Source organism: Streptomyces sp. NPDC033270 (assembly GCF_055576575.1).
The window spans coordinates 60,546-78,116 of sequence record NZ_JBVIRA010000004.1 but is presented as its reverse complement, the minus strand read 5'-3'; the positions used below and the strand labels follow the sequence as shown (position 1 = coordinate 78,116).

18 protein-coding genes are annotated in these 17,571 nt (G+C 71.6%); 9 read left to right on the top strand and 9 right to left on the bottom strand.

Annotated features, from left to right (window positions below):
* Window positions 1–213 precede the first annotated feature (213 nt).
* Window positions 214–1,140, bottom strand: coding sequence for a metallophosphoesterase (locus tag ACZ5XZ_RS08445; RefSeq protein ID WP_468975434.1), 927 nt, complete (start codon window positions 1,138–1,140; stop codon window positions 214–216).
* Window positions 1,141–1,252: 112 nt separating this feature from the next.
* On the opposite strand from ACZ5XZ_RS08445, the gene ACZ5XZ_RS08440 reads away from it, so the two are divergent.
* On the top strand, window positions 1,253–1,717 hold the full coding sequence (locus ACZ5XZ_RS08440) for a GatB/YqeY domain-containing protein (protein WP_468975433.1): 465 nt from the start codon (window positions 1,253–1,255) through the stop codon (window positions 1,715–1,717).
* 249 nt (window positions 1,718–1,966) lie between these two features.
* Here ACZ5XZ_RS08440 and ACZ5XZ_RS08435 read toward each other — a convergent pair whose 3' ends face one another.
* Complete coding sequence (locus ACZ5XZ_RS08435) at window positions 1,967–4,165, bottom strand: transglycosylase domain-containing protein (protein WP_468975431.1); 2,199 nt, start codon at window positions 4,163–4,165, stop codon at window positions 1,967–1,969.
* A gap of 382 nt (window positions 4,166–4,547) precedes the next feature.
* On the opposite strand from ACZ5XZ_RS08435, the gene ACZ5XZ_RS08430 reads away from it, so the two are divergent.
* A complete protein-coding gene (locus ACZ5XZ_RS08430) occupies window positions 4,548–4,889 on the top strand; it encodes a WhiB family transcriptional regulator (RefSeq protein WP_468975429.1) in 342 nt (113 codons plus the stop codon).
* 270 nt (window positions 4,890–5,159) lie between these two features.
* Here ACZ5XZ_RS08430 and bagB read toward each other — a convergent pair whose 3' ends face one another.
* Together bagB and bagA are read right to left on the bottom strand one after the other, a co-directional pair.
* Window positions 5,160–6,503 (bottom strand): ATPase BagB, encoded by a 1,344-nt coding sequence (gene bagB, locus ACZ5XZ_RS08425; RefSeq protein ID WP_468975427.1) that lies wholly within the window; start codon window positions 6,501–6,503, stop codon window positions 5,160–5,162.
* Complete coding sequence (bagA, locus tag ACZ5XZ_RS08420; RefSeq protein ID WP_468975425.1) at window positions 6,500–7,558, bottom strand: ATPase BagA; 1,059 nt, start codon at window positions 7,556–7,558, stop codon at window positions 6,500–6,502. The genes bagB and bagA overlap by 4 nt, the downstream gene beginning before the upstream one ends.
* Before the next feature lie 209 nt (window positions 7,559–7,767).
* On the opposite strand from bagA, the gene ACZ5XZ_RS08415 reads away from it, so the two are divergent.
* From ACZ5XZ_RS08415 to ACZ5XZ_RS08400, 4 genes are all read left to right on the top strand, one after another.
* The gene (locus tag ACZ5XZ_RS08415; protein WP_003975360.1) at window positions 7,768–7,929 is read left to right on the top strand and encodes a DUF4177 domain-containing protein; all 162 of its coding nucleotides are present in this window, start codon (window positions 7,768–7,770) and stop codon (window positions 7,927–7,929) included.
* Window positions 7,926–8,390, top strand: a complete 465-nt coding sequence (locus ACZ5XZ_RS08410) for a RidA family protein (RefSeq protein ID WP_468975423.1) — start codon at window positions 7,926–7,928, stop codon at window positions 8,388–8,390. The genes ACZ5XZ_RS08415 and ACZ5XZ_RS08410 overlap by 4 nt, the downstream gene beginning before the upstream one ends.
* 191 nt (window positions 8,391–8,581) lie before the next feature.
* Window positions 8,582–9,601: an NUDIX hydrolase gene (locus ACZ5XZ_RS08405; protein WP_468975421.1), complete on the top strand. Its 1,020-nt coding sequence runs from the start codon at window positions 8,582–8,584 to the stop codon at window positions 9,599–9,601.
* On the top strand, window positions 9,598–10,434 hold the full coding sequence (locus ACZ5XZ_RS08400; RefSeq protein ID WP_468975419.1) for an MBL fold metallo-hydrolase: 837 nt from the start codon (window positions 9,598–9,600) through the stop codon (window positions 10,432–10,434). Before ACZ5XZ_RS08405 ends, ACZ5XZ_RS08400 begins: the two co-directional genes overlap by 4 nt.
* Before the next feature lie 61 nt (window positions 10,435–10,495).
* Here ACZ5XZ_RS08400 and ACZ5XZ_RS08395 read toward each other — a convergent pair whose 3' ends face one another.
* Both ACZ5XZ_RS08395 and ACZ5XZ_RS08390 read right to left on the bottom strand, forming a co-directional pair.
* Window positions 10,496–11,305 (bottom strand): nucleotidyltransferase domain-containing protein, encoded by an 810-nt coding sequence (locus ACZ5XZ_RS08395; RefSeq protein WP_468975418.1) that lies wholly within the window; start codon window positions 11,303–11,305, stop codon window positions 10,496–10,498.
* A 94-nt stretch (window positions 11,306–11,399) separates the two neighbouring features.
* A complete protein-coding gene (locus ACZ5XZ_RS08390) occupies window positions 11,400–12,074 on the bottom strand; it encodes a Crp/Fnr family transcriptional regulator (protein WP_006604164.1) in 675 nt (224 codons plus the stop codon).
* Between the two features lie 458 nt (window positions 12,075–12,532).
* Here ACZ5XZ_RS08390 and nth point away from each other — a divergent pair, with 458 nt between their 5' ends.
* The 3 genes from nth (at window position 12,533) to ACZ5XZ_RS08375 (ending at window position 15,680) form a co-directional block, all read left to right on the top strand.
* Entirely contained in the window at window positions 12,533–13,633 is a 1,101-nt protein-coding gene (gene nth / locus ACZ5XZ_RS08385; RefSeq protein ID WP_468975416.1) for an endonuclease III, read from the top strand.
* Window positions 13,634–13,729: 96 nt separating this feature from the next.
* On the top strand, window positions 13,730–14,467 hold the full coding sequence (locus ACZ5XZ_RS08380) for an NUDIX hydrolase (RefSeq protein WP_468975414.1): 738 nt from the start codon (window positions 13,730–13,732) through the stop codon (window positions 14,465–14,467).
* Window positions 14,468–14,480: 13 nt separating this feature from the next.
* Window positions 14,481–15,680 carry a MarP family serine protease gene (locus tag ACZ5XZ_RS08375; RefSeq protein ID WP_468975412.1) on the top strand — a complete coding sequence of 400 codons (1,200 nt, stop codon included), beginning with the start codon at window positions 14,481–14,483 and terminating at the stop codon, window positions 15,678–15,680.
* 78 nt (window positions 15,681–15,758) lie between these two features.
* On the opposite strand, the gene ACZ5XZ_RS08370 is transcribed toward ACZ5XZ_RS08375, so the two are convergent.
* The 3 genes from ACZ5XZ_RS08370 to ACZ5XZ_RS08360 all read right to left on the bottom strand — a co-directional run bounded on the left by ACZ5XZ_RS08370 (window position 15,759) and on the right by ACZ5XZ_RS08360 (window position 17,533).
* Window positions 15,759–15,953: a hypothetical protein gene (locus ACZ5XZ_RS08370; protein ID WP_384427869.1), complete on the bottom strand. Its 195-nt coding sequence runs from the start codon at window positions 15,951–15,953 to the stop codon at window positions 15,759–15,761.
* A 186-nt stretch (window positions 15,954–16,139) separates the two neighbouring features.
* A complete protein-coding gene (locus ACZ5XZ_RS08365; protein WP_468975410.1) occupies window positions 16,140–17,078 on the bottom strand; it encodes an alpha/beta fold hydrolase in 939 nt (312 codons plus the stop codon).
* Window positions 17,075–17,533 (bottom strand): phage holin family protein, encoded by a 459-nt coding sequence (locus ACZ5XZ_RS08360; protein ID WP_468975409.1) that lies wholly within the window; start codon window positions 17,531–17,533, stop codon window positions 17,075–17,077. The genes ACZ5XZ_RS08365 and ACZ5XZ_RS08360 overlap by 4 nt, the downstream gene beginning before the upstream one ends.
* Window positions 17,534–17,571 lie beyond the last annotated feature (38 nt).

The following is a 17,571-nucleotide window of genomic DNA, read 5'->3' as shown; positions in this document are numbered from 1 at the left end:
CTCCACGGTAGGGGGAGGGAGGAGCGGGGACGGGCGGGGGAACCCCGTGTCGGAAGAGCACCGGGCCGCGGAGACGGCGGCTCGTGGCGGAAGCGGGCCATGGAGGTACCGCGGCCTACGAAGGCGCCGGGCCGCGGAGGACGGTGGCCCGTGGCGGTACCGCGGTCAGCCCTTGATGCTCGTCCCCCGCGCCCGTACGCCCGGGTGGTCTTCCTACGCCCGCGCCGTGAGTGTCAGCAGCGTCGCCTCCGGGGGGCAGGCGAAGCGGACCGGGGTGTAGCGGTTGGCGCCGCAGCCGGCGGAGACGTGGAGGAAGGAGGTGCGGCCGTCGGCGGTGTGGGTGGACAGGCCCTTGACCCGGTCGGTGTCGATGTCGCAGTTGGTGACCAGGGCGCCGTAGAAGGGGATGCAGATCTGGCCGCCGTGGGTGTGGCCGGCCAGGATCAGCGGATAGCCGTCGGCGGCGAAGGCGTCCAGGGAGCGCAGGTAGGGGGCGTGTACGACGGCCAGGGAGAGGTCGGCGCCGGATTCCGGGCCGCCGGCCACCTCGGCGTAGCGGTCGCGCTTGATGTGCGGGTCGTCCAGGCCGGTCAGGGCGATCTCGAAACCCTCCAGCTTGAGACGGCCGCGGGCATTGGTCAGGTTGACCCAGCCGGCCGTGTCGAAGGCGTCGCGCAGCTCTTCCCAGGGGTTGTGGACGGCGCCCACGACGGGGGCGTTCCCGTTGAGCCCGTGCCGGCCCTGGACCCGCTCGAGCAGATAGCGGGCGGGGTTGCGCAGCCTGGGGCCGTAGTAGTCGTTGGAGCCGAAGACATACGCGCCGGGGAACTCCATCAGCGGGCCGAGCGCGTCCAGCGTCTCCGGGACGCCCTCGGGGTCGGAGAGGTTGTCACCCGTGTTGATGACGAAGTCGGGACGCAACCCGGCGAGCGACTGGAGCCAGCGCTGCTTCTTGCGCTGCCCGCTGACCATGTGGATGTCGGAGACCTGCAGGACGCGCAACGGGCGCATGCCGCGGGGGAGTACGGGCACGGTCACGCGTCGCAACCGGAAGGAGCGGGGTTCGAAGCCGGCGGCGTAGGCCAGGCCGGCCGCGCCGACTGCGGTCAGGGTCAGGGGTACTCCGTATCGCGCGCGCATGCCCCCATCGTTGCAGAGTGGCCGGGGTGGGTGCAGGCAGGGCGGGCCGGGGCGGGGCGACCGGGAGGAAAAGGCGCGGCGGTTGTCGGTGGGTGGAGGCATACTCGACGGCATGACCACGCTCAAGACCAAGCTGCAGGACGACCTCACCGCCGCGATCAAGGCGCGCGACGAGCTGCGCTCCTCCACCCTCCGCCTCACGCTGACCGCGATCCAGAAGGAAGAGGTCGCGGGCACGGAGGCACGCGAGCTGTCCGACAGCGAGGTCGAGAAGATCATCGCGCGGGAGGCGAAGAAGCGCCGGGAGGCCGCGGAGGCCTTCGACAAGGGCGGCCGGAGCGAGTCGGCCGAGCGGGAGCGCGCCGAGGGCGAGGTGCTCGCGGAGTATCTGCCCAAGCAGCTGACCGACGACGAGCTGGAGCAGCTGGTCGCGGCGGCGGTGGCGGAGGCCAAGGGGGCCGGCGCCGAGGGGCCGAAGGCGATGGGCGCCGTCATGAAGATCGTCAACCCGCAGGTGGCGGGGCGTGCGGAGGGCGGCCGGGTGGCCGCGGTGGTGAAGAAGCTGCTGGCCGGCTGAGCGCCGAGGGAAGTTCTGAGGGAGGACCGAGGGACGTCCTGAGGACGGGCCGGAGGAAGTCCTGAGGAAAGGTGAGGGGGCGCCCCCGTTGTGGGGGCGCCCCCTCATCGCGCTCGCCGTCCGGCTCTACGGTCGGGCACCCGGCGCTACGGGCGAGTCCCCGCGGGGGCTGCCGCCGCCGACCGGCCCCCGCCGACGCGCCGGCCGGTCACCAGTCCCCGGCCGACTCGTCCGCCGCCAACCGGCCCTCTACCAGCCGCCGTTGCCGCCGCCCAGGATGTCGGGCCAGTCGGGAAGGTCCCAGCCGCCGCCCGGCTTGTCGTCGCCGCCGTGGCCCGGGCGGGGCTTGTGCTTGCCGCGGCCCTTGTCGTCGCCCGGGTCCTTGTCCTTGTCGGGGTTGCCGATCGGGACGGTGGGCAGGGCCGGCGCGGGCCGGCCGGCCAGGGCGCCGGTCATCGCGTCGCGCCAGATGGGGCCGGGGGTGTCGGCGCCGTAGACCTTCTCGTGCGGGACACCGCCGATGGTGATGCCGTACATCTTGCGCTTGTGCTGCGGGTCGCCGACCCAGACGGCGCCCGCCGCGTTCGGGGTGTAGCCGACGAACCATGCGGCGTACCGGCTGTCGCTGGTGCCGGTCTTGCCGGCGCTGTCGCGGCCCTTGAGGCCGGCCTCCTTGCCGGTGCCGTCCTCGACGACGCCCTTGAGGAGGGTGTTGATCGTGTCCGCGGTCCGCTTGGACATCGCGCTGCGGCAGCTGGTCCGCGGGACCTCCAGCGCCCGGCCCCGCGCGTCGGTGATCGACTCGATGGCGACCGGGGAGCAGTACTCCCCGCCGTTGGCGAAGGCGGCGTAGCCGGAGGCCATCGTCAGCGGCGACATCTCCTGGACGCCGAGCGTCATCGACGGCACCTGCTGCAGGGGCTTGCCGTCCGCCCGCTCGATGCCCATCTTCTGGGCCATCTTGACCGCCGGGCAGATGCCCATATCGCTGATCAGCTGCACGAAGTAGGTGTTGACCGACTTCGCGGTCGCCTCCTTCATGCCGTACGGGCCGACCTCGCGCTTGTTCTCGTTCTGGGTGGTGTCGGCGGGGCTGCCCTGCCACTGGCCCTCGCAGGTCTGCACCGGGCTCGGATACGGCATCCGGTAGGGCGAGGAGTACTCCTGCTCGGGGCTGGTCCCCTGCTCCAGCGCGGCCGCCGCGATCACCGGCTTGAAGGTCGAGCCGGGCTGGTAGCCGGCGCCGCCGCCCATGGCGCGGTCCACCGAGAGGTTGAGCACGGTCTGGTTCTCACGGAAGCCGTAGGGGCGCGACTGGCCCATGCCGAGGATCTTGCCGGTGCCCGGTTCGACGATGGTGGCGGCGGTGGCGACCGGGTCGTCCTCGTAGACGTGGTCGCCTATCGACGCCTGGATCGCCTTCTGGGTCTGCGGATCGAGGGTGGTGCGGATGGTCATTCCGCCCTTGTCCCAGCGCTTCAGCCGGTCCTTGCGGGTCTTGCCGAAGGCCTTGTCGGTGAGGAAGACCTTGCGGATGTAGTCGCAGAAGAAGCCGGCGCCGTCCGTCGCGGTGATGCAGCCGTTCTTCGGGCGGCTGACCGCGAGCTTGATCGGCTTCTTGGCGGCCGCGTCGGCCTGCGCCTGGGTGATGTTCTTGAGGTCGGCCATCCGCTGCAGAACGGTGTTGCGCCGCCGGGTCGCCTCCTGCGGGGCGGTGACCGGGTCGTAGCGGCTCGGCGACTGGACGATGCCGGCCAGCAGCGCCGACTCCGCCAGGCTCAGGTCCTTGGCGTGCTTGCTGAAGTACCGCTGGGCGGCCGCCTCGACGCCGTACGCCTGCTGCCCGAAGAAAGTGATGTTGAGGTAGTTCTGCAGGATCTTGCGCTTGCCGAGTTCCTTCTCGACCTGGATCGCGTACTTGAGTTCCTTGATCTTGCGGCCGATCGTCTGCTGGGTGGCCTGCGCGACCTTGTCCGCGTTGTTCCCGGCCTCCTCGATGAAGACGTTCTTCACGTACTGCTGGGTCAGCGTCGAGGCTCCCTGGGAGACACCGCCCGACTGGGCGTTCTTGTTGACCGCGCGCAGGATGCCCTTCATGTCGACGGCGCCGTGGTGGTAGAAGCGCGCGTCCTCGATCGCGACGATCGCCTGCCGGATGTACGGCGACATGTCCTTGAGGCCCACGACCGTGCGGTCACGGGAGTAGACCTTGGCGATCTCGCCGCCCTTGGCGTCCAGAATGGTGGTCCGCTGGCTGAGCGGCGGCGTCTTGAGGTTCGCCGGGATGTCGTCGAAGCCCTCGACGGATCCCTTGGCCGTAAGGCCCAGTGCTCCGGCCGCCGGAAGCGCGAGACCGGCGAGCACCGCTCCGGCCAGGACGCTGACACCGAGGAACTTGGCGGCTTGCTGCGTCTTGGACAGACCTCCGCCATCGCGCTTCTTAGGCATGGGGGCAGCCTACGTTCTGAATCGCCGGACAGGGGCGCACCTGTTCGTTTAGCCTGTCCTCAGCTGCCGCAGCGGAATGGTTACGCCTCGGTTCGTCAACCCCTACTCTCCCGCGGACCGCACCCCACGTGTCCCCATGAGTCGCCGGAAATCCCGCGTCAGGACGACGGACTGTCCCGCCTTGTGAGCAAAGTTACGTATGCCGTTCGGTCACTCCGTTGGGTGATCTGCCGCGTACGCATAGTCCGTTCGGGCCATTCAAGATTGGGCCCGAAGGGGGTGTTGCACCCTGTCTGCCTTCCGTAACGTCCTCAACTGGCAACGGTGAATATGCCGATTGCCGCCGTGGGGGAGCCTCGATTCGGGAGAGGACGGCGCCAGCATGGGCTGGGTAACCGACTGGAGTACGCAGGCAGCTTGCCGCACTACCGATCCGGATGAATTGTTCGTTCAAGGGGCGGCACAGAACCGCGCCAAGGCGGTGTGCACCGGATGTCCGGTACGCACGGAATGCCTGGCCGATGCCCTGGACAACCGGGTGGAGTTCGGCGTGTGGGGCGGGATGACCGAGCGCGAGCGGAGGGCGCTGCTGCGCCGCCGCCCGACCGTGACGTCATGGCGTCGCCTGCTGGAGACAGCACGTACGGAATACGAGCGCAGCACGGGCATTCTGCCGATGGACTGCGAGGACGAGACCTTCGACGAGTACGCCGCGGTCGGATAGCGGCCGGCCGGGTGGCCGGATGAGCGCGGACTCGGTCGGTGGCACGCTCGGTGTCGCGGGCGCGCACCGTCAAGTGATCTTGGTGCGCCCGGAGGTTGGGCACCGCCGGTGTGCGCGTCGAGCGCCTTGGTGCGCCCACACGTGATGCGCAGGGCAGTGGTGTGCACGACAGTGGTGTGCGCTCGTATGTGATGCGCGTGTGGGTGGTGCTGTGTGCGTGCGTACGGGCGGGGTGAATGCCGCCCGGTAGGGCCGCATGGCTGGTACGGCTCAGATGTCGGAGCCCGTATCCGTGCTGTTCTGCGCGCCGTTGAGTGCCAGGCGGTCGCCGATCGCGCGCAGGCCCGCGAGGTCGTGGACGTCGCCGGGCAGCGCGGCGACCTCCGTCACCGGGACCTCGGGATGCAGCGCGGTGAAGCGGTCCCGCGTGCGCCGTTCGCGCGCGAGAACCTGCATGCGTTCCGCGTGCAGTCGCAACAGCCCGGCGGCCAGTTGCGCCGCCGAGGCCGAAGTGGGTGCCACATGCTCCGCCGCGGCAGCGGGGGAGAGGCCGCCGGCGGTACGTGATCCAGCCTTCCCGCCGTCGAGATCCACAATGCCGGTTGCTTCAAGATTATTTTCGGCGCGGTCCGCTTCGGTGTCGTCCTCCGCGGCCGCGTCCGTCAGGGCCTCCGCGGCGGCAAGCGCGCGCTCGGCGCTCAGTTGGGCGGCGCCGCTGCCGTGTACCCGGTTCAGCACCAGGCCGGCCAGCGGCATCTGCTCGGCGGCCAGCCGCTCGACGAAGTACGCCGCCTCGCGCAGCGCGTCCCGCTCCGGCGCGGCCACCACGAGGAACGCCGTACCGGGCGCCTGCAGGAGGCGGTACGTGGCGTCCGCGCGGGTGCGGAAGCCGCCGAACATGGTGTCCATGGCGGCCACGAACGTCTGGACATCGCGCAGCAGTTGACCGCCCATGAGCTTGCTGAGCGTGCCGGTCATCATCGACATGCCGACATTGAGGAACTTCATGCCGGCCCGGCCGCCGACCTTCGCCGGCGCCATCAGCACCCGGATGAACTTGCCGTCCAGGAAGGAGCCGAGGCGCTTGGGCGCGTCCAGGAAGTCCAGAGCGGACCGGCTCGGTGGCGTGTCGACGACGATCAGGTCCCACTCGTCGCTCGCGCGGAGCTGGCCGAGCTTCTCCATGGCCATGTACTCCTGCGTGCCCGCGAAACCGGCCGACAGGGACTGGTAGAAGGGGTTCTCCAGGATGGCGCGGGCCCGCTCGGCGTCGGCATGGCCTTCGACGATCTCGTCGAAGGTGCGCTTCATGTCGAGCATCATCGCGTGCAGTTCGCCGCCCGCGGTCTCGTCGACGCCCTTGACCCGGCGCGGGACGTTGTCGAGCTCGGAGATGCCCATCGACTGCGCCAGCCGCCTCGCCGGGTCGATGGTCAGCACGACGACCTTGCGGCCGCGCTCGGCGGCGCGTACGCCCAGCGCCGCGGCGGTGGTGGTCTTGCCGACGCCGCCCGAACCGCAGCACACCACGATCCGGGTGTGCGGGTCGTCGATCAGGGCATCGACCTCCAGGCCCGGGGCCGAGGCGTCCAGCGTCGTGTCGTCCGAGGTCATATGGGCCCCTGTTTCCGCAGGTCTCTCGCCAGTTGGTAGAGCCCGGCGAGGTCCACTCCCTCGGGGAGCAGCTCCAACTCGTAGGTGGGCAGGCCGATCGCGGTCAGTTCGGCGTGCTCGGCGCGCTCCAGCTCGACCCGCTCGGCGTGTTCCCGCGCCTGTTCCAGCAGGGGGTCGATCAGCCGGTCCGCCAGGCCGCCGCGGCGGGCACCGCCCAGGCCCGCCTGGGAGAGCGCCTTGGCGACGCCCGTACGGGCCCCGCGGGCGGCGATGAGGTCGAGGTCGCCGTTGTCCAGCAGGGCCGGGCGGGTCATGTTGATGACGATGCCGCCGACGGGGATGCCCGCGGCGCGCAGCTCCGCGACACCGTCCGCGGTCTCCTGGACCGGCATCTCCTCCAGGAGCGTGACCAGATGCACCGCGGTCTCGGGCGACTTGAGGACCCGCATCACGGCCTGCGCCTGATTGTGGATCGGGCCGATCTTCGCAAGGCCGGCGACCTCGTCGTTGACGTTCAGGAACCGGGTGATGCGGCCGGTCGGCGGGGCGTCCATCACGACCGCGTCGTAGACGAACTTGCCGTTCTTGTCCTTGCGGCGCACCGCTTCGCACGCCTTGCCGGTCAGCAGGACGTCCCGCAGGCCGGGGGCGATGGTCGTGGCGAAGTCGATCGCGCCGAGCTTCTTCAGCGCCCGGCCCGCGCCGCCGAGCTTGTAGAACATCTGGAGGTAGTCCAGCAGGGCGCGTTCGGCGTCGATGGCCAGGGCATGGACCTCGCCGGCCCGTCGTCCGCCACCGCCCCTGACGGCGTCTCCCCCCGACTCCGCCCGGGGGGACCCCCACCGCGGGGCGCCCTCGGATGCCGGACCTACCGCGATCTTGCGCTCCTCGTACGGAAGCGCCTCGGTCTCGAACAGCTGGGCAATGCCCTGCCGACCCTCGACCTCGACCAGGAGGGTACGGCGCCCCTCGGTGGCCAGGGCGAGGGCGAGGGCAGCGGCGACCGTGGTCTTGCCGGTGCCGCCCTTGCCGCTGACGACATGGAGCCTGCTCACGCCAAGGAGCCTAACCAGTCCGCGTCGCGAGTACGCACGGGATACGCCTGGGAGGTCCCGGAGATCTTGGCCACGATCCCTCCGGGACAGTTCAGGGATGTGCCGTAGGGGTCGGGCGGGCGCCGGCTCGGCGGCCGTGTCGGGCGGGCGCGGGCGGGCCGTGGCGGACGGCGTCCACCGCGGCCCTGGACAGGCATTACGCTCGGCCCATGACCAAGTGGGAATACGCGACCGTGCCGCTGCTCGTGCACGCGACGAAGCAGATTCTGGACACCTGGGGCGAGGACGGCTGGGAGCTGGTCCAGGTCGTGCCGGGCCCGAACAACCCTGAGCAGTTGGTGGCCTACCTGAAGCGGGAGAAGCAGGCGTGAGTGCGGGCGAGGACAAGATCGCAGCGCTCGGCCTGAAGCTGCCGCAGGTCGTGCCGCCGCTGGCCACGTACCAGCCCGCGGTGCGCTCCGGCTCGTACGTCTTCACCTCCGGCCAGCTGCCGATGGTGGATGGCGCGCTGCCGGCCACCGGCAAGGTCGGCGCCGAGGTGAGCGCGGAGCAGGCCAAGGAGCTCGCCGCGACCTGCGCGCTCAACGCGCTGGCCGCCGTGAAGTCCGTCATCGGCGACCTCGACAAGATCCAGCGGGTCGTCAAGGTCGTCGGCTTCGTGGCCTCCGCGCCGGACTTCACCGGCCAGCCGGGCGTCCTCAACGGCGCCAGCGAACTGCTGGGCGAGATCCTCGGCGACAAGGGCGTCCACGCCCGGTCCGCGGTGGGCGTGGCGGTGCTGCCGCTCGACGCGCCGGTCGAGGTCGAGATCCAGGTCGAGGTCGCGCAGTAGCCGGGACCGCGGAGTGGTCGAGGTCGCGGGGCGGGCCCCGCGACCTCGCGTGCGCGCGGCCGGCGGCCTCGCGGTTTCGTGGTCGGCGTTTCCCCCGCTCCTGGTGGTGGGGGCAGCGCCCGTCCCGGCGGAGCACGCCCGGCGCGAAAGTGGCCCTCGAACATCCGCGCGCGAGCGCATAGCATCCGGCCATGTCGTCCACGACCAATGGCCAGTGGTACCCGCCGGAGTGGCCGGACCGCATCCGGGCGCTCACGAGCGGCGAGCTGACCCCTGCCGAGCCCCGGCGGGCCGCGACCGTCCTGCTGCTGCGGGACCCGGGATCCGGCGGCCCCACCGTCCACATGCTGCGCAGACGCGCCTCCATGGCCTTCGCCGGAGGCGCGTACGCCTATCCGGGCGGCTCCGTCGACCCCCGTGACGAGCGCCCGGTGGCCTGGGCCGGCCCCTCGCGCGCCCAGTGGGCGGTCCGTATGGGCGTCGACCCGGCCACCGCGCAGGCCATCGTCTGCGCGGCGGTGCGCGAGACCTTCGAGGAGGTGGGCGTGCTGCTCGCCGGTGCCTCGGCCGACACGGTCGTGGAGGACACCACGGGCGAGGACTGGGAGGCGGACCGCGCGGCCCTGATCGCCCATGAGCTGTCCTTCGCCGACTTCCTGGGGCGCCGCGGCCTGGTCCTGCGCTCCGACCTGCTGGGCGCGTGGGCGCGCTGGATCACCCCGGAGTTCGAGCCGCGGCGCTACGACACCTGGTTCTTCGTCGCCGCGCTGCCCGAGGGCCAGCGCACCCTCACCCAAGGACCTTCCGACATCCCCGCGTCCCAGCCCGGTGCGACCGGGTCCGCCGTCGCTCCAGGGGGGACCCCCAGCGCGTCCACAGAGGCGGATCTCGCACTGTGGGTCCGGCCCGAGGAGGCGGCGGCCGGCTACGACCGGGGCGAGCTGCTGATGATGCCGCCGACGATCGCGACGCTGCGCGCTCTCCAGCCCTACGCCACCGCCGCGGACGTGCTGGCCGCCGCGGAGGCCCAGGACCTGACGCCGGTCCTGGCCCGCGCGCGCCTGGTGGGCGGCGAGATCGAGCTGAGCTGGCCGGGGCACGACGAATTCACCAAGCACATCGCGCCGACGGACGCCGACGGCGCCGCCGGAGCCGGCGGTTCCGACGGATCCTCAGGAGCCCCCGGCCCCACGGGAGGGAACCCGACATGACCGAAGCAGCCGCCCTCCCGGGGCAGCCCCGTGGCGGAGTGATCCCCGGGGCGGCCACCGCGCGCGCCCACTGCGTACTGGCCCCGAATGCGTCGGCGATGACGCTGGACGGCACCAACACCTGGATCGTCGCCGAGCCCGACTCCGACCTCGCCGTCGTCATCGACCCCGGACCGCTCGACGAGGGTCACCTCCAGGCCGTCGTCGACACCGCCGAGCGGGCCGGCAAGCGCATCGCGCTGACCCTGCTGACCCACGGTCACCCGGACCACGCCGAAGGGGCCGCCCGGTTCGCCGAGCTGACCCGTTCGGCCGTACGGGCGCTGGACCCGGCGCTGCGCCTCGGCGGCGAGGGGCTGGCGGCCGGCGACGTCATCACCACCGGTGGGCTCGAACTGCGCGTGGTGCCCACACCGGGGCACACCGCCGACTCGCTCTCCTTCCACCTCCCTGCCGACCGCGCGGTGCTCACCGGCGACACGATCCTGGGGCGCGGCACCACCGTGGTCGCGCACCCGGACGGGCGCCTGGGCGACTATCTGGACTCGCTGCGCCGGCTGCGCTCCCTCACGGTGGACGACGGCGTCTCGACGGTCCTGCCGGGCCACGGGCCGGTCCTGAACGACGCCCAGGGGGCGGTGGAGTTCTATCTGGCGCACCGCGCCCACCGGCTCGCCCAGGTGGAGACCGCGGTCGAGGCCGGGCACCGCACCCCCGCCGAGGTCGTCGCCAACGTCTACGCCGACGTCGACCGGTCCCTGTGGCCGGCCGCCGAGCTGTCGGTACGGGCGCAGCTGGACTACCTGGGCGAGCACGGGCTGATCGAGAGCTGAGCTCCCGGCCGTGGCGCCGGGAGCCGGCCCCGGCGCCCGCCGCGAGGCTCCGTCAGCCGCTCTACGGGCGGGGAGCCTTCGCCCCGTGGACGGCGAGGTACTCCTCGGCCAGCCAGGGCGCGAGGCCGGCCAGCAGCTCGTCCAGCAGTTCCGGGTACGCGGCGGGCGTCCGGGCGGCGCGAGCCGCGGCGCGCATCTGCTCGGCGTGCGCCGGGTAGTAGCGGCCGAACACCTCGGCGGACTGGGCGAGATCGCTGGTCCAGCCGCCCCAGCGCGGCATGACCAGCGTGAACCCGGTGCGTACGAGCCGGCGGGCCACGCCCCGGGTCAGCCGGGTGCGCTCGGCCTCCGTAGTTGCCGCCGCGGCCTTCTCGCGCAGACCGGGCAGGCTGCGGAAGAGATCGCCGTTGGTCTCGCGGGCGAGGAGCGAGGTGGGGCGGTAGCGGGGCAGCCGGGCGGCGAGGTCCGGGCCGCTGAGGGGCGTGCACAGACACGCCACGAACCACGCGAGGTCGTGGCGCTCCAGCTCGCTCAGCAGCCGGTCCACACCGAACAGCAGGAGGCCGGCGCCGTCGATCTGCTGGTGTGCGGCATCCAGCTCCTCCTCGATGGCGCGGGCGGCGGCGCGGTCGTCGTCGGTCGGCTCGTCCCGTAGGGCGACCAGCGCATCGAGGTCGGAGACGCCCGGTACGGCGGCGCCCCGCGGGATGCTGCCGAAGAGGTAGCTGCTGTGGAGGCGGTCGGGGCCGAAGTGGTCGGTGAGGCGGGCGCTGAGCTGTGCCACCACGGGCGCGAACCGCGCGGACACGCGGTCCAGGGACCCTTCCCGTACGAAGCAGCCGTTCCGATCCAGTCCTGTGCCGTTGGCCATGGCGTAACTATGGCGAGGAGGCGGGCGGGGGCGCGAGGCAATGGCGAAGGGCCCCGCCTGAGCGGGGCCCTTCGATACCAGCGGTCCGCGGCGCTCAGCGCGAGCGCTTGGCCAGCCGCTCGACGTCCAGCAGGATCACCGCGCGCGCCTCCAGGCGCAGCCAGCCGCGGCCCGCGAAGTCGGCGAGCGCCTTGTTGACCGTCTCGCGGGAGGCGCCGACCAACTGGGCCAGCTCTTCCTGCGTGAGGTCGTGGACGACGTGGATGCCTTCCTCGGACTGCACGCCGAAGCGGCGCGACAGGTCGAGCAGGGCGCGTGCCACACGGCCCGGAACGTCCGAGAAGACCAGGTCGGACATCTGGTCGTTGGTCTTGCGCAGCCGGCGGGCGACCGCCCGCAGCAGGGCCGTGGCCACCTCGGGGCGGGCGTTGAGCCAGGGCTGGAGGTCGCCGTGGCCCAGGCCGAGCAGCTTGACCTCCGTGAGGGCGGAGGCGGTGGCCGTACGCGGGCCGGGGTCGAAGAGCGAGAGCTCACCGATCAGCTCGCCGGGGCCGAGGACGGCGAGCATGTTCTCCCGGCCGTCGGGGGAGGTGCGGTGCAGCTTCACCTTGCCCTCGGTGACCACGTAGAGGCGGTCGCCGGGGTCCCCTTCGTGGAACAGGGCGTCGCCGCGGGCGAGCGTGACCTCTCCCATAGAGGCGCGCAGCTCGGCCGCCTGCTCGTCATCGAGCGCCGCGAAGAGCGGTGCGCGCCGCAGAACGTCGTCCACGAGATCTCTCCTTGTCGACATGCTCCGGGGGACTGTGGTCCCCATCATGCCGGAATGCAAAACAGTGCGATCAATCACAAGTTTGCCGGACCGGTGCTCCCAGCCATAAGGCAGGGGGCCGATTGGGGTCACGAATCACGGTGATCAAGCCGGATGTCAGTGGCTGGCTTTAGTCTGGCCGAGTGTCCAATACGCCGGTGAGAGCAGAGGACTGGGGGGCTGGACGAGTGAGCGCAGGGCGCGATTCCGCTGTGGGCGAACAGGCGTCCGGCGAAGCGTTCCATTCGGATAAAAGTAACAAATCGCCCTCCGGGGTGACGGTCGAGCGGAAGCCGACCGTCCAGGATCCTGGCGCGTCGCGACCGTCGGCGCGGGACGCCGCCGAGCAGGACACAACCGACCAGATCTCCGCGACGAAGACCCCGGTAGGCACGACCTCGGCAGGGAAGAAGGCGGCCGTGAACGAAACCCCCGAGAAGCCGACGGCGGCGAAGAAGGCCGCGGCGAAGAAGGCCGTGACGAAGAAGGCCGCGGCGAAGAAGGCCGTGACGAAGAAGGCGGCCGCGACGAAGGCCGTGGCCAAGAAGGCAGCCACCAAGAAGGCAGCCACCAAGAAGGCAGCCACCAAGAAGGCGGCGACCAAGACGGCGGCCACCAAGACGGCCGTGACGAAGACGACCGCCGCAGCCAAGAAGACCGCCGCCAAGACCACCACGGCGAAGGCCCCCGCCAAGAAGGCCCCCGCCAAGAAGGCCCCCGCCAAGAAGGCCGCCGCGCGCAAGCCGGAGTCGCGGGCCGCCATGGTGCGGCGGGCCCGCCGGATCAACCGCGAGCTGGCCGAGCTGTATCCGTACGCCCACCCCGAGCTGGACTTCACCAACCCCTTCGAGCTGCTGGTCGCGACGGTGCTGTCGGCGCAGACCACCGACCTGAGGGTCAACCAGACCACCCCGCGCCTCTTCGCGGTCTGCCCCACGCCCGAGGACATGGCGGCGATGGATCCGCAGGAGCTGGAGGAGTTGATCCGGCCGACCGGCTTCTTCCGGGCCAAGACGAGGTCGCTGCTTGGCCTGTCCGCGGCGCTGCGCGACCGCTTCGGCGGCGAGGTGCCCGGCCGCCTCGAGGATCTGGTCACGCTCCCCGGTGTCGGCCGCAAGACCGCCAATGTGGTGCTGGGCAACGCCTTCGGCGTACCGGGCATCACCGTCGACACCCACTTCGGCCGCTTGGCGCGCCGCTTCGGCTGGACGACCCACCAGGACGCGGACAAGGTCGAGGCGGATGTCGCCGAGATCTTCCCCAAGAGCGAGTGGACGATGCTCTCGCACCGCGTCGTCTTCCACGGCCGCCGGGTCTGCCACTCCCGCAAGCCGGCCTGCGGAGCCTGCGCCATCGCCCCGCTGTGCCCCGCGTACGGCGAGGGCGAGACGGACCCGGAGAAGGCCAGGAAGCTGCTCAAGTACGAGCTGGGCGGCCAGCCGGGACAGCGGCTCAAGCCACCGGCCGACTATCCGGGGCAGCCCGCGCCCCCGATGGCGGCCCCGGTGGCCGCCTCATGACGGTGGCCGCGCCGTCCGTGGGGCCGGGGCCGCGCGCGATCACCGGCGAGGCCCGAGTAGGGATCCACCATCGAAGCCAGGCCTGAGGGGGCGCGTATGAGGAGTGCACGGGAGCAGCAGTACGGCGAGGAAGCGGGGTTCGGGGGAGCGGCCGGTGCGGCGGCCGGCCAGGAGGTCGCGGTGACGGCCGACGGCCTGCCCGAGTGGCTGGACCCGGTGGTGCGTGCGGCCGGCACGATCGAGCCGCGCCAGCTCAGCCGCTTCCTGCCGCCGGAGAGCGGCGGCCGGCAGTCCGCGGTGCTGATCCTCTTCGGCCACGGCCCGCGCGGCCCGGAGCTGCTTCTGATGGAGCGCGCCGGCACGCTGCGCTCCCATGCCGGCCAGCCGTCCTTCCCCGGTGGCGCCCTGGACCCTGAGGACGGCGACCCCGACGGCCCCGGACCGGTGCGGGCGGCGCTTCGTGAGGCCCAGGAGGAGACCGGCCTCGATCCGTCCGGTGTACAGGTCTTCGGCGTGCTGCCGCGGCTCTACATCCCCGTCAGCGGCTTCGTGGTGACCCCGGTCCTGGGGTGGTGGCGCCGGCCGAGTCCGGTCGGCGCGGTCGACCAGGCGGAGACCGCCCGGGTGTTCACGGTTCCCGTGGCGGATCTCACGGATCCCGCCCATCGTGTGACAACGCGCCATCCCAGCGGCCACGTCGGACCTGCGTTCCTCGTCGAAAACGCCCTGGTCTGGGGCTTTACGGCCGGAGTGATCGACCGGATTCTGCACTACGCCGGGTGGGAGATTCCGTGGGACCGTGACAAGCAGGTCCCGCTCGACTGGCGCTCGTGAGACGGTGTCCGGCGTGAACGTCCTGGACATCCTGCTGCTGGTCGCGGCCGTGTGGTTCGCGATCGTCGGGTACCGACAAGGCTTCGTCGTCGGCATCCTGTCCGTGATCGGCTTCCTCGGAGGCGGCCTGATCGCGGTCTATGTGCTGCCGGTGATCTGGAACGAGATCACCGGTGATGCCACACCCGGCACCTTCGCGGCCATCGCGGCGGTCGCCATCGTGATCGTGTGCGCATCCGTGGGTCAGGCGCTCACCACCCATCTGGGCAACAAACTGCGCCGCCACATCACCTGGTCACCGGCGAGAGCGCTCGACGCGACCGGCGGCGCGCTGGTCAACGTGCTGGCGATGCTGCTGGTCGCCTGGCTGATCGGCTCCGCGCTGGCCGGTACGTCCCTGCCGACGCTCGGCAAGGAGGTCCGCAACTCCAAGGTGCTGCTCGGGGTCTCCCGGGTGCTGCCGACGCAGGCCAACACCTGGTTCGCGGACTTCTCCTCGGTGCTCGCCCAGAACGGCTTCCCGCAGGTCTTCACGCCGTTCTCCAACGAACCGATCAACAACGTGCCGGCGCCCGACCCGCAGCTGGCCTCGAGTCCCGTCGCGGCGCAGGCCAAGCGCAGCATCGTCAAGGTCGTCGGCACGGCCCCCGGTTGCGGCAAGGTCCTCGAAGGCAGCGGCTTCGTCTTCGGCCGGCACCGGGTGATGACCAACGCCCATGTCGTCGGAGGAGTGAGCGAGCCGACCGTCCAGGTGGGCGGTGAGGGCCGTCAGTACAACGCCAGGGTCGTGCTCTACGACTGGCGGCGTGACATCGCGGTCCTGGACGTGCCCTCGCTGGACGCTCCGGCGCTGCGGTTCGCCGGCGAGGACGCCGACAGCGGCAAGAGCGCCATCGTCGCCGGCTTCCCGGAGAACGGCGGGTACGACGTCCGCTCCGCCCGCATCCGCGCCCGTATCCAGGCCAACGGCCCGGACATCTACCACCGGGGCACGGTCGGCCGCGACGTCTACTCCCTCTACGCCACGGTCCGGCAGGGCAACTCCGGCGGTCCGCTGCTCACCCCCAGGGGCGAGGTCTACGGCGTCGTCTTCGCGAAGTCGCTGGACGACTCGCACACCGGCTACGCGCTGACCGCCGATGAGATCCGTCAGGACATCCTCAGGGGGCGTACGGCCCAGCAGCAGGTCGACAGCCAGGGCTGCGCGATCTGAGCGGTCCGAGCCGCCCGGAGGGGCTCAGGGCGCGGGGAGCGGTGCTTCCCGCGCCTCGTCGGCTCGGGGCGTGGCCGGTCAGGTGCGATGGCGCAGGCGCGCGCTCATCCAGCGCGCTCTGCGGCGCAGGATGCGCGGGATGCCCATCGGGTGCGCCGGGTCGGGGGACGCGCCGGACCCGAGATCCGGTGTGCCCCTGTCCTGAGTGCCCACTGCAGCGGCACTGCTGCGGCGGTTGCGTGCCACGTCACGGTAGTCGTGCGTCCAGCCCATACCCTCGACTCTGCCCGTGGCCCAAGGTCCGTAACCGCCATGGGGGCCGCCAATTGGCCTATGCGCCGGGCAAGTGGCCGTTCGCCATGCCTACGTTCGAGTGCTGTGGCGTGTCGGTTCCGCTGAGCGGTGCAACCCGCCCCGTTCAGCGGTACGCCGCTGCCCGAACGATCCGTCAGGGCGCGCTCAGCGGTCGGGTTCCGGGTCCTTCAGCCAGTTGATCAGCTCGGTCGAGAAGGCGGCCGGATCCTCCTCGTGCGGGAAGTGCCCCAGGCCGTCGAACAGCCGCCAGCGGTAGGGGGCTTCGACGTACTCGCCGGAGCCGGCTGCGCTGCGGGTGCGCATCACCGGGTCCAGCGAGCCGTGCAGATGCAGGGTCGGGACCCGTACGGGCATCTTCATCCGGCGGTTGAACTGGATGCCGTCGGGGCGGGCCATGGACCGCACCATCCAGCGGTACGGCTCGATCGAGCAGTGCGCCGTCGAGGGGATGCTCATCGCCCGCTGGTAGACCGCGAGCGCCTCGTCGTCCGGCAGCCGGGGCCCGGACCAGTCCCGGATCATTCGGCCCACCAGCGCCGCGTCGTCCGCCGTCAGCCGGCGCTCCGGCAGCCAGGGCCGCTGGAAGTTCCAGATGTGCGAACTGCGGGTGCTCTGCCGGACGTCGGCGAGCATCGCCGAGCGCCAGCGCCGCGGATGCGGCATCGAGGCGACCGCGAGCCGGCGCACCAGCTTGGGCCGCATCACCGCCGCCGTCCAGGCGAGATAGCCGCCCAGGTCGTGTCCGACGAGCGCGGCGTCCGGCTCGCCCAGGGACCGTACGACGCCGGTGACGTCCAGTGCGAGGTTCGCCGGGTCGTAGCCGCGCGGGGTGCGGTCGCTGCCGCCGACGCCCCGCAGGTCCATCGCCACCGCGCGGAAGCCCGCCTCGGCGAGGGCCGGGAGCTGATGCCGCCAGGTCCACCAGAACTGTGGAAAACCGTGCAGCAGCAGCACCAGTGGGCCCTCGCCCATCTCGGCGATGTGGAAGCGCGCACCGTTCGCCGCGACGTCGCGGTGCGACACCTCGTGTCCGCCGGGGACGTCGAGCCGTACGACCGATGCGGTGCTGTCAGGGGCTGTCATACCGACGAGCGTGTCACAGACTCCAGGACCGGGTGGTCCTTGGTCTCCACGCGCGGGTGCGGCTTGGCCTTCTGCAGTACGGCCGCGGTCTCCCTGGCGGAGTTGATGGACTTCTCCGGCTTCTTGATCTTCTTGATCTTGGCGATGGCGATCAGGGCCAGCAGCCCGGCGAGGGCCAGGAAGGCGCCGCCCACGATCAGGAAGGACCAGGCGAGCCCGAGGCCGAGGTTGTGGATGCCGTATGCCGCCGCGAAGCTCAGCACCGGCAGCGCGAACAGCGCCAGCGCGCCCGCCACGACGAAGGCGGCGCTGCCGATGCCCGCCCGCTTGGCGTCCTGCCGCAGCTCCGCCTTGGCCAGTGCGATCTCGTCGTGCACCAGTGCGGACATCTCGGCGGTGGCCGAGGCCACCAGTTGCCCGAGGCTGCGGTCCGCGCCGTGGTCGGCTGCGCTCATCGCCGTCTCCCTCATCTCGTCACCCGGATGCAAAGCCT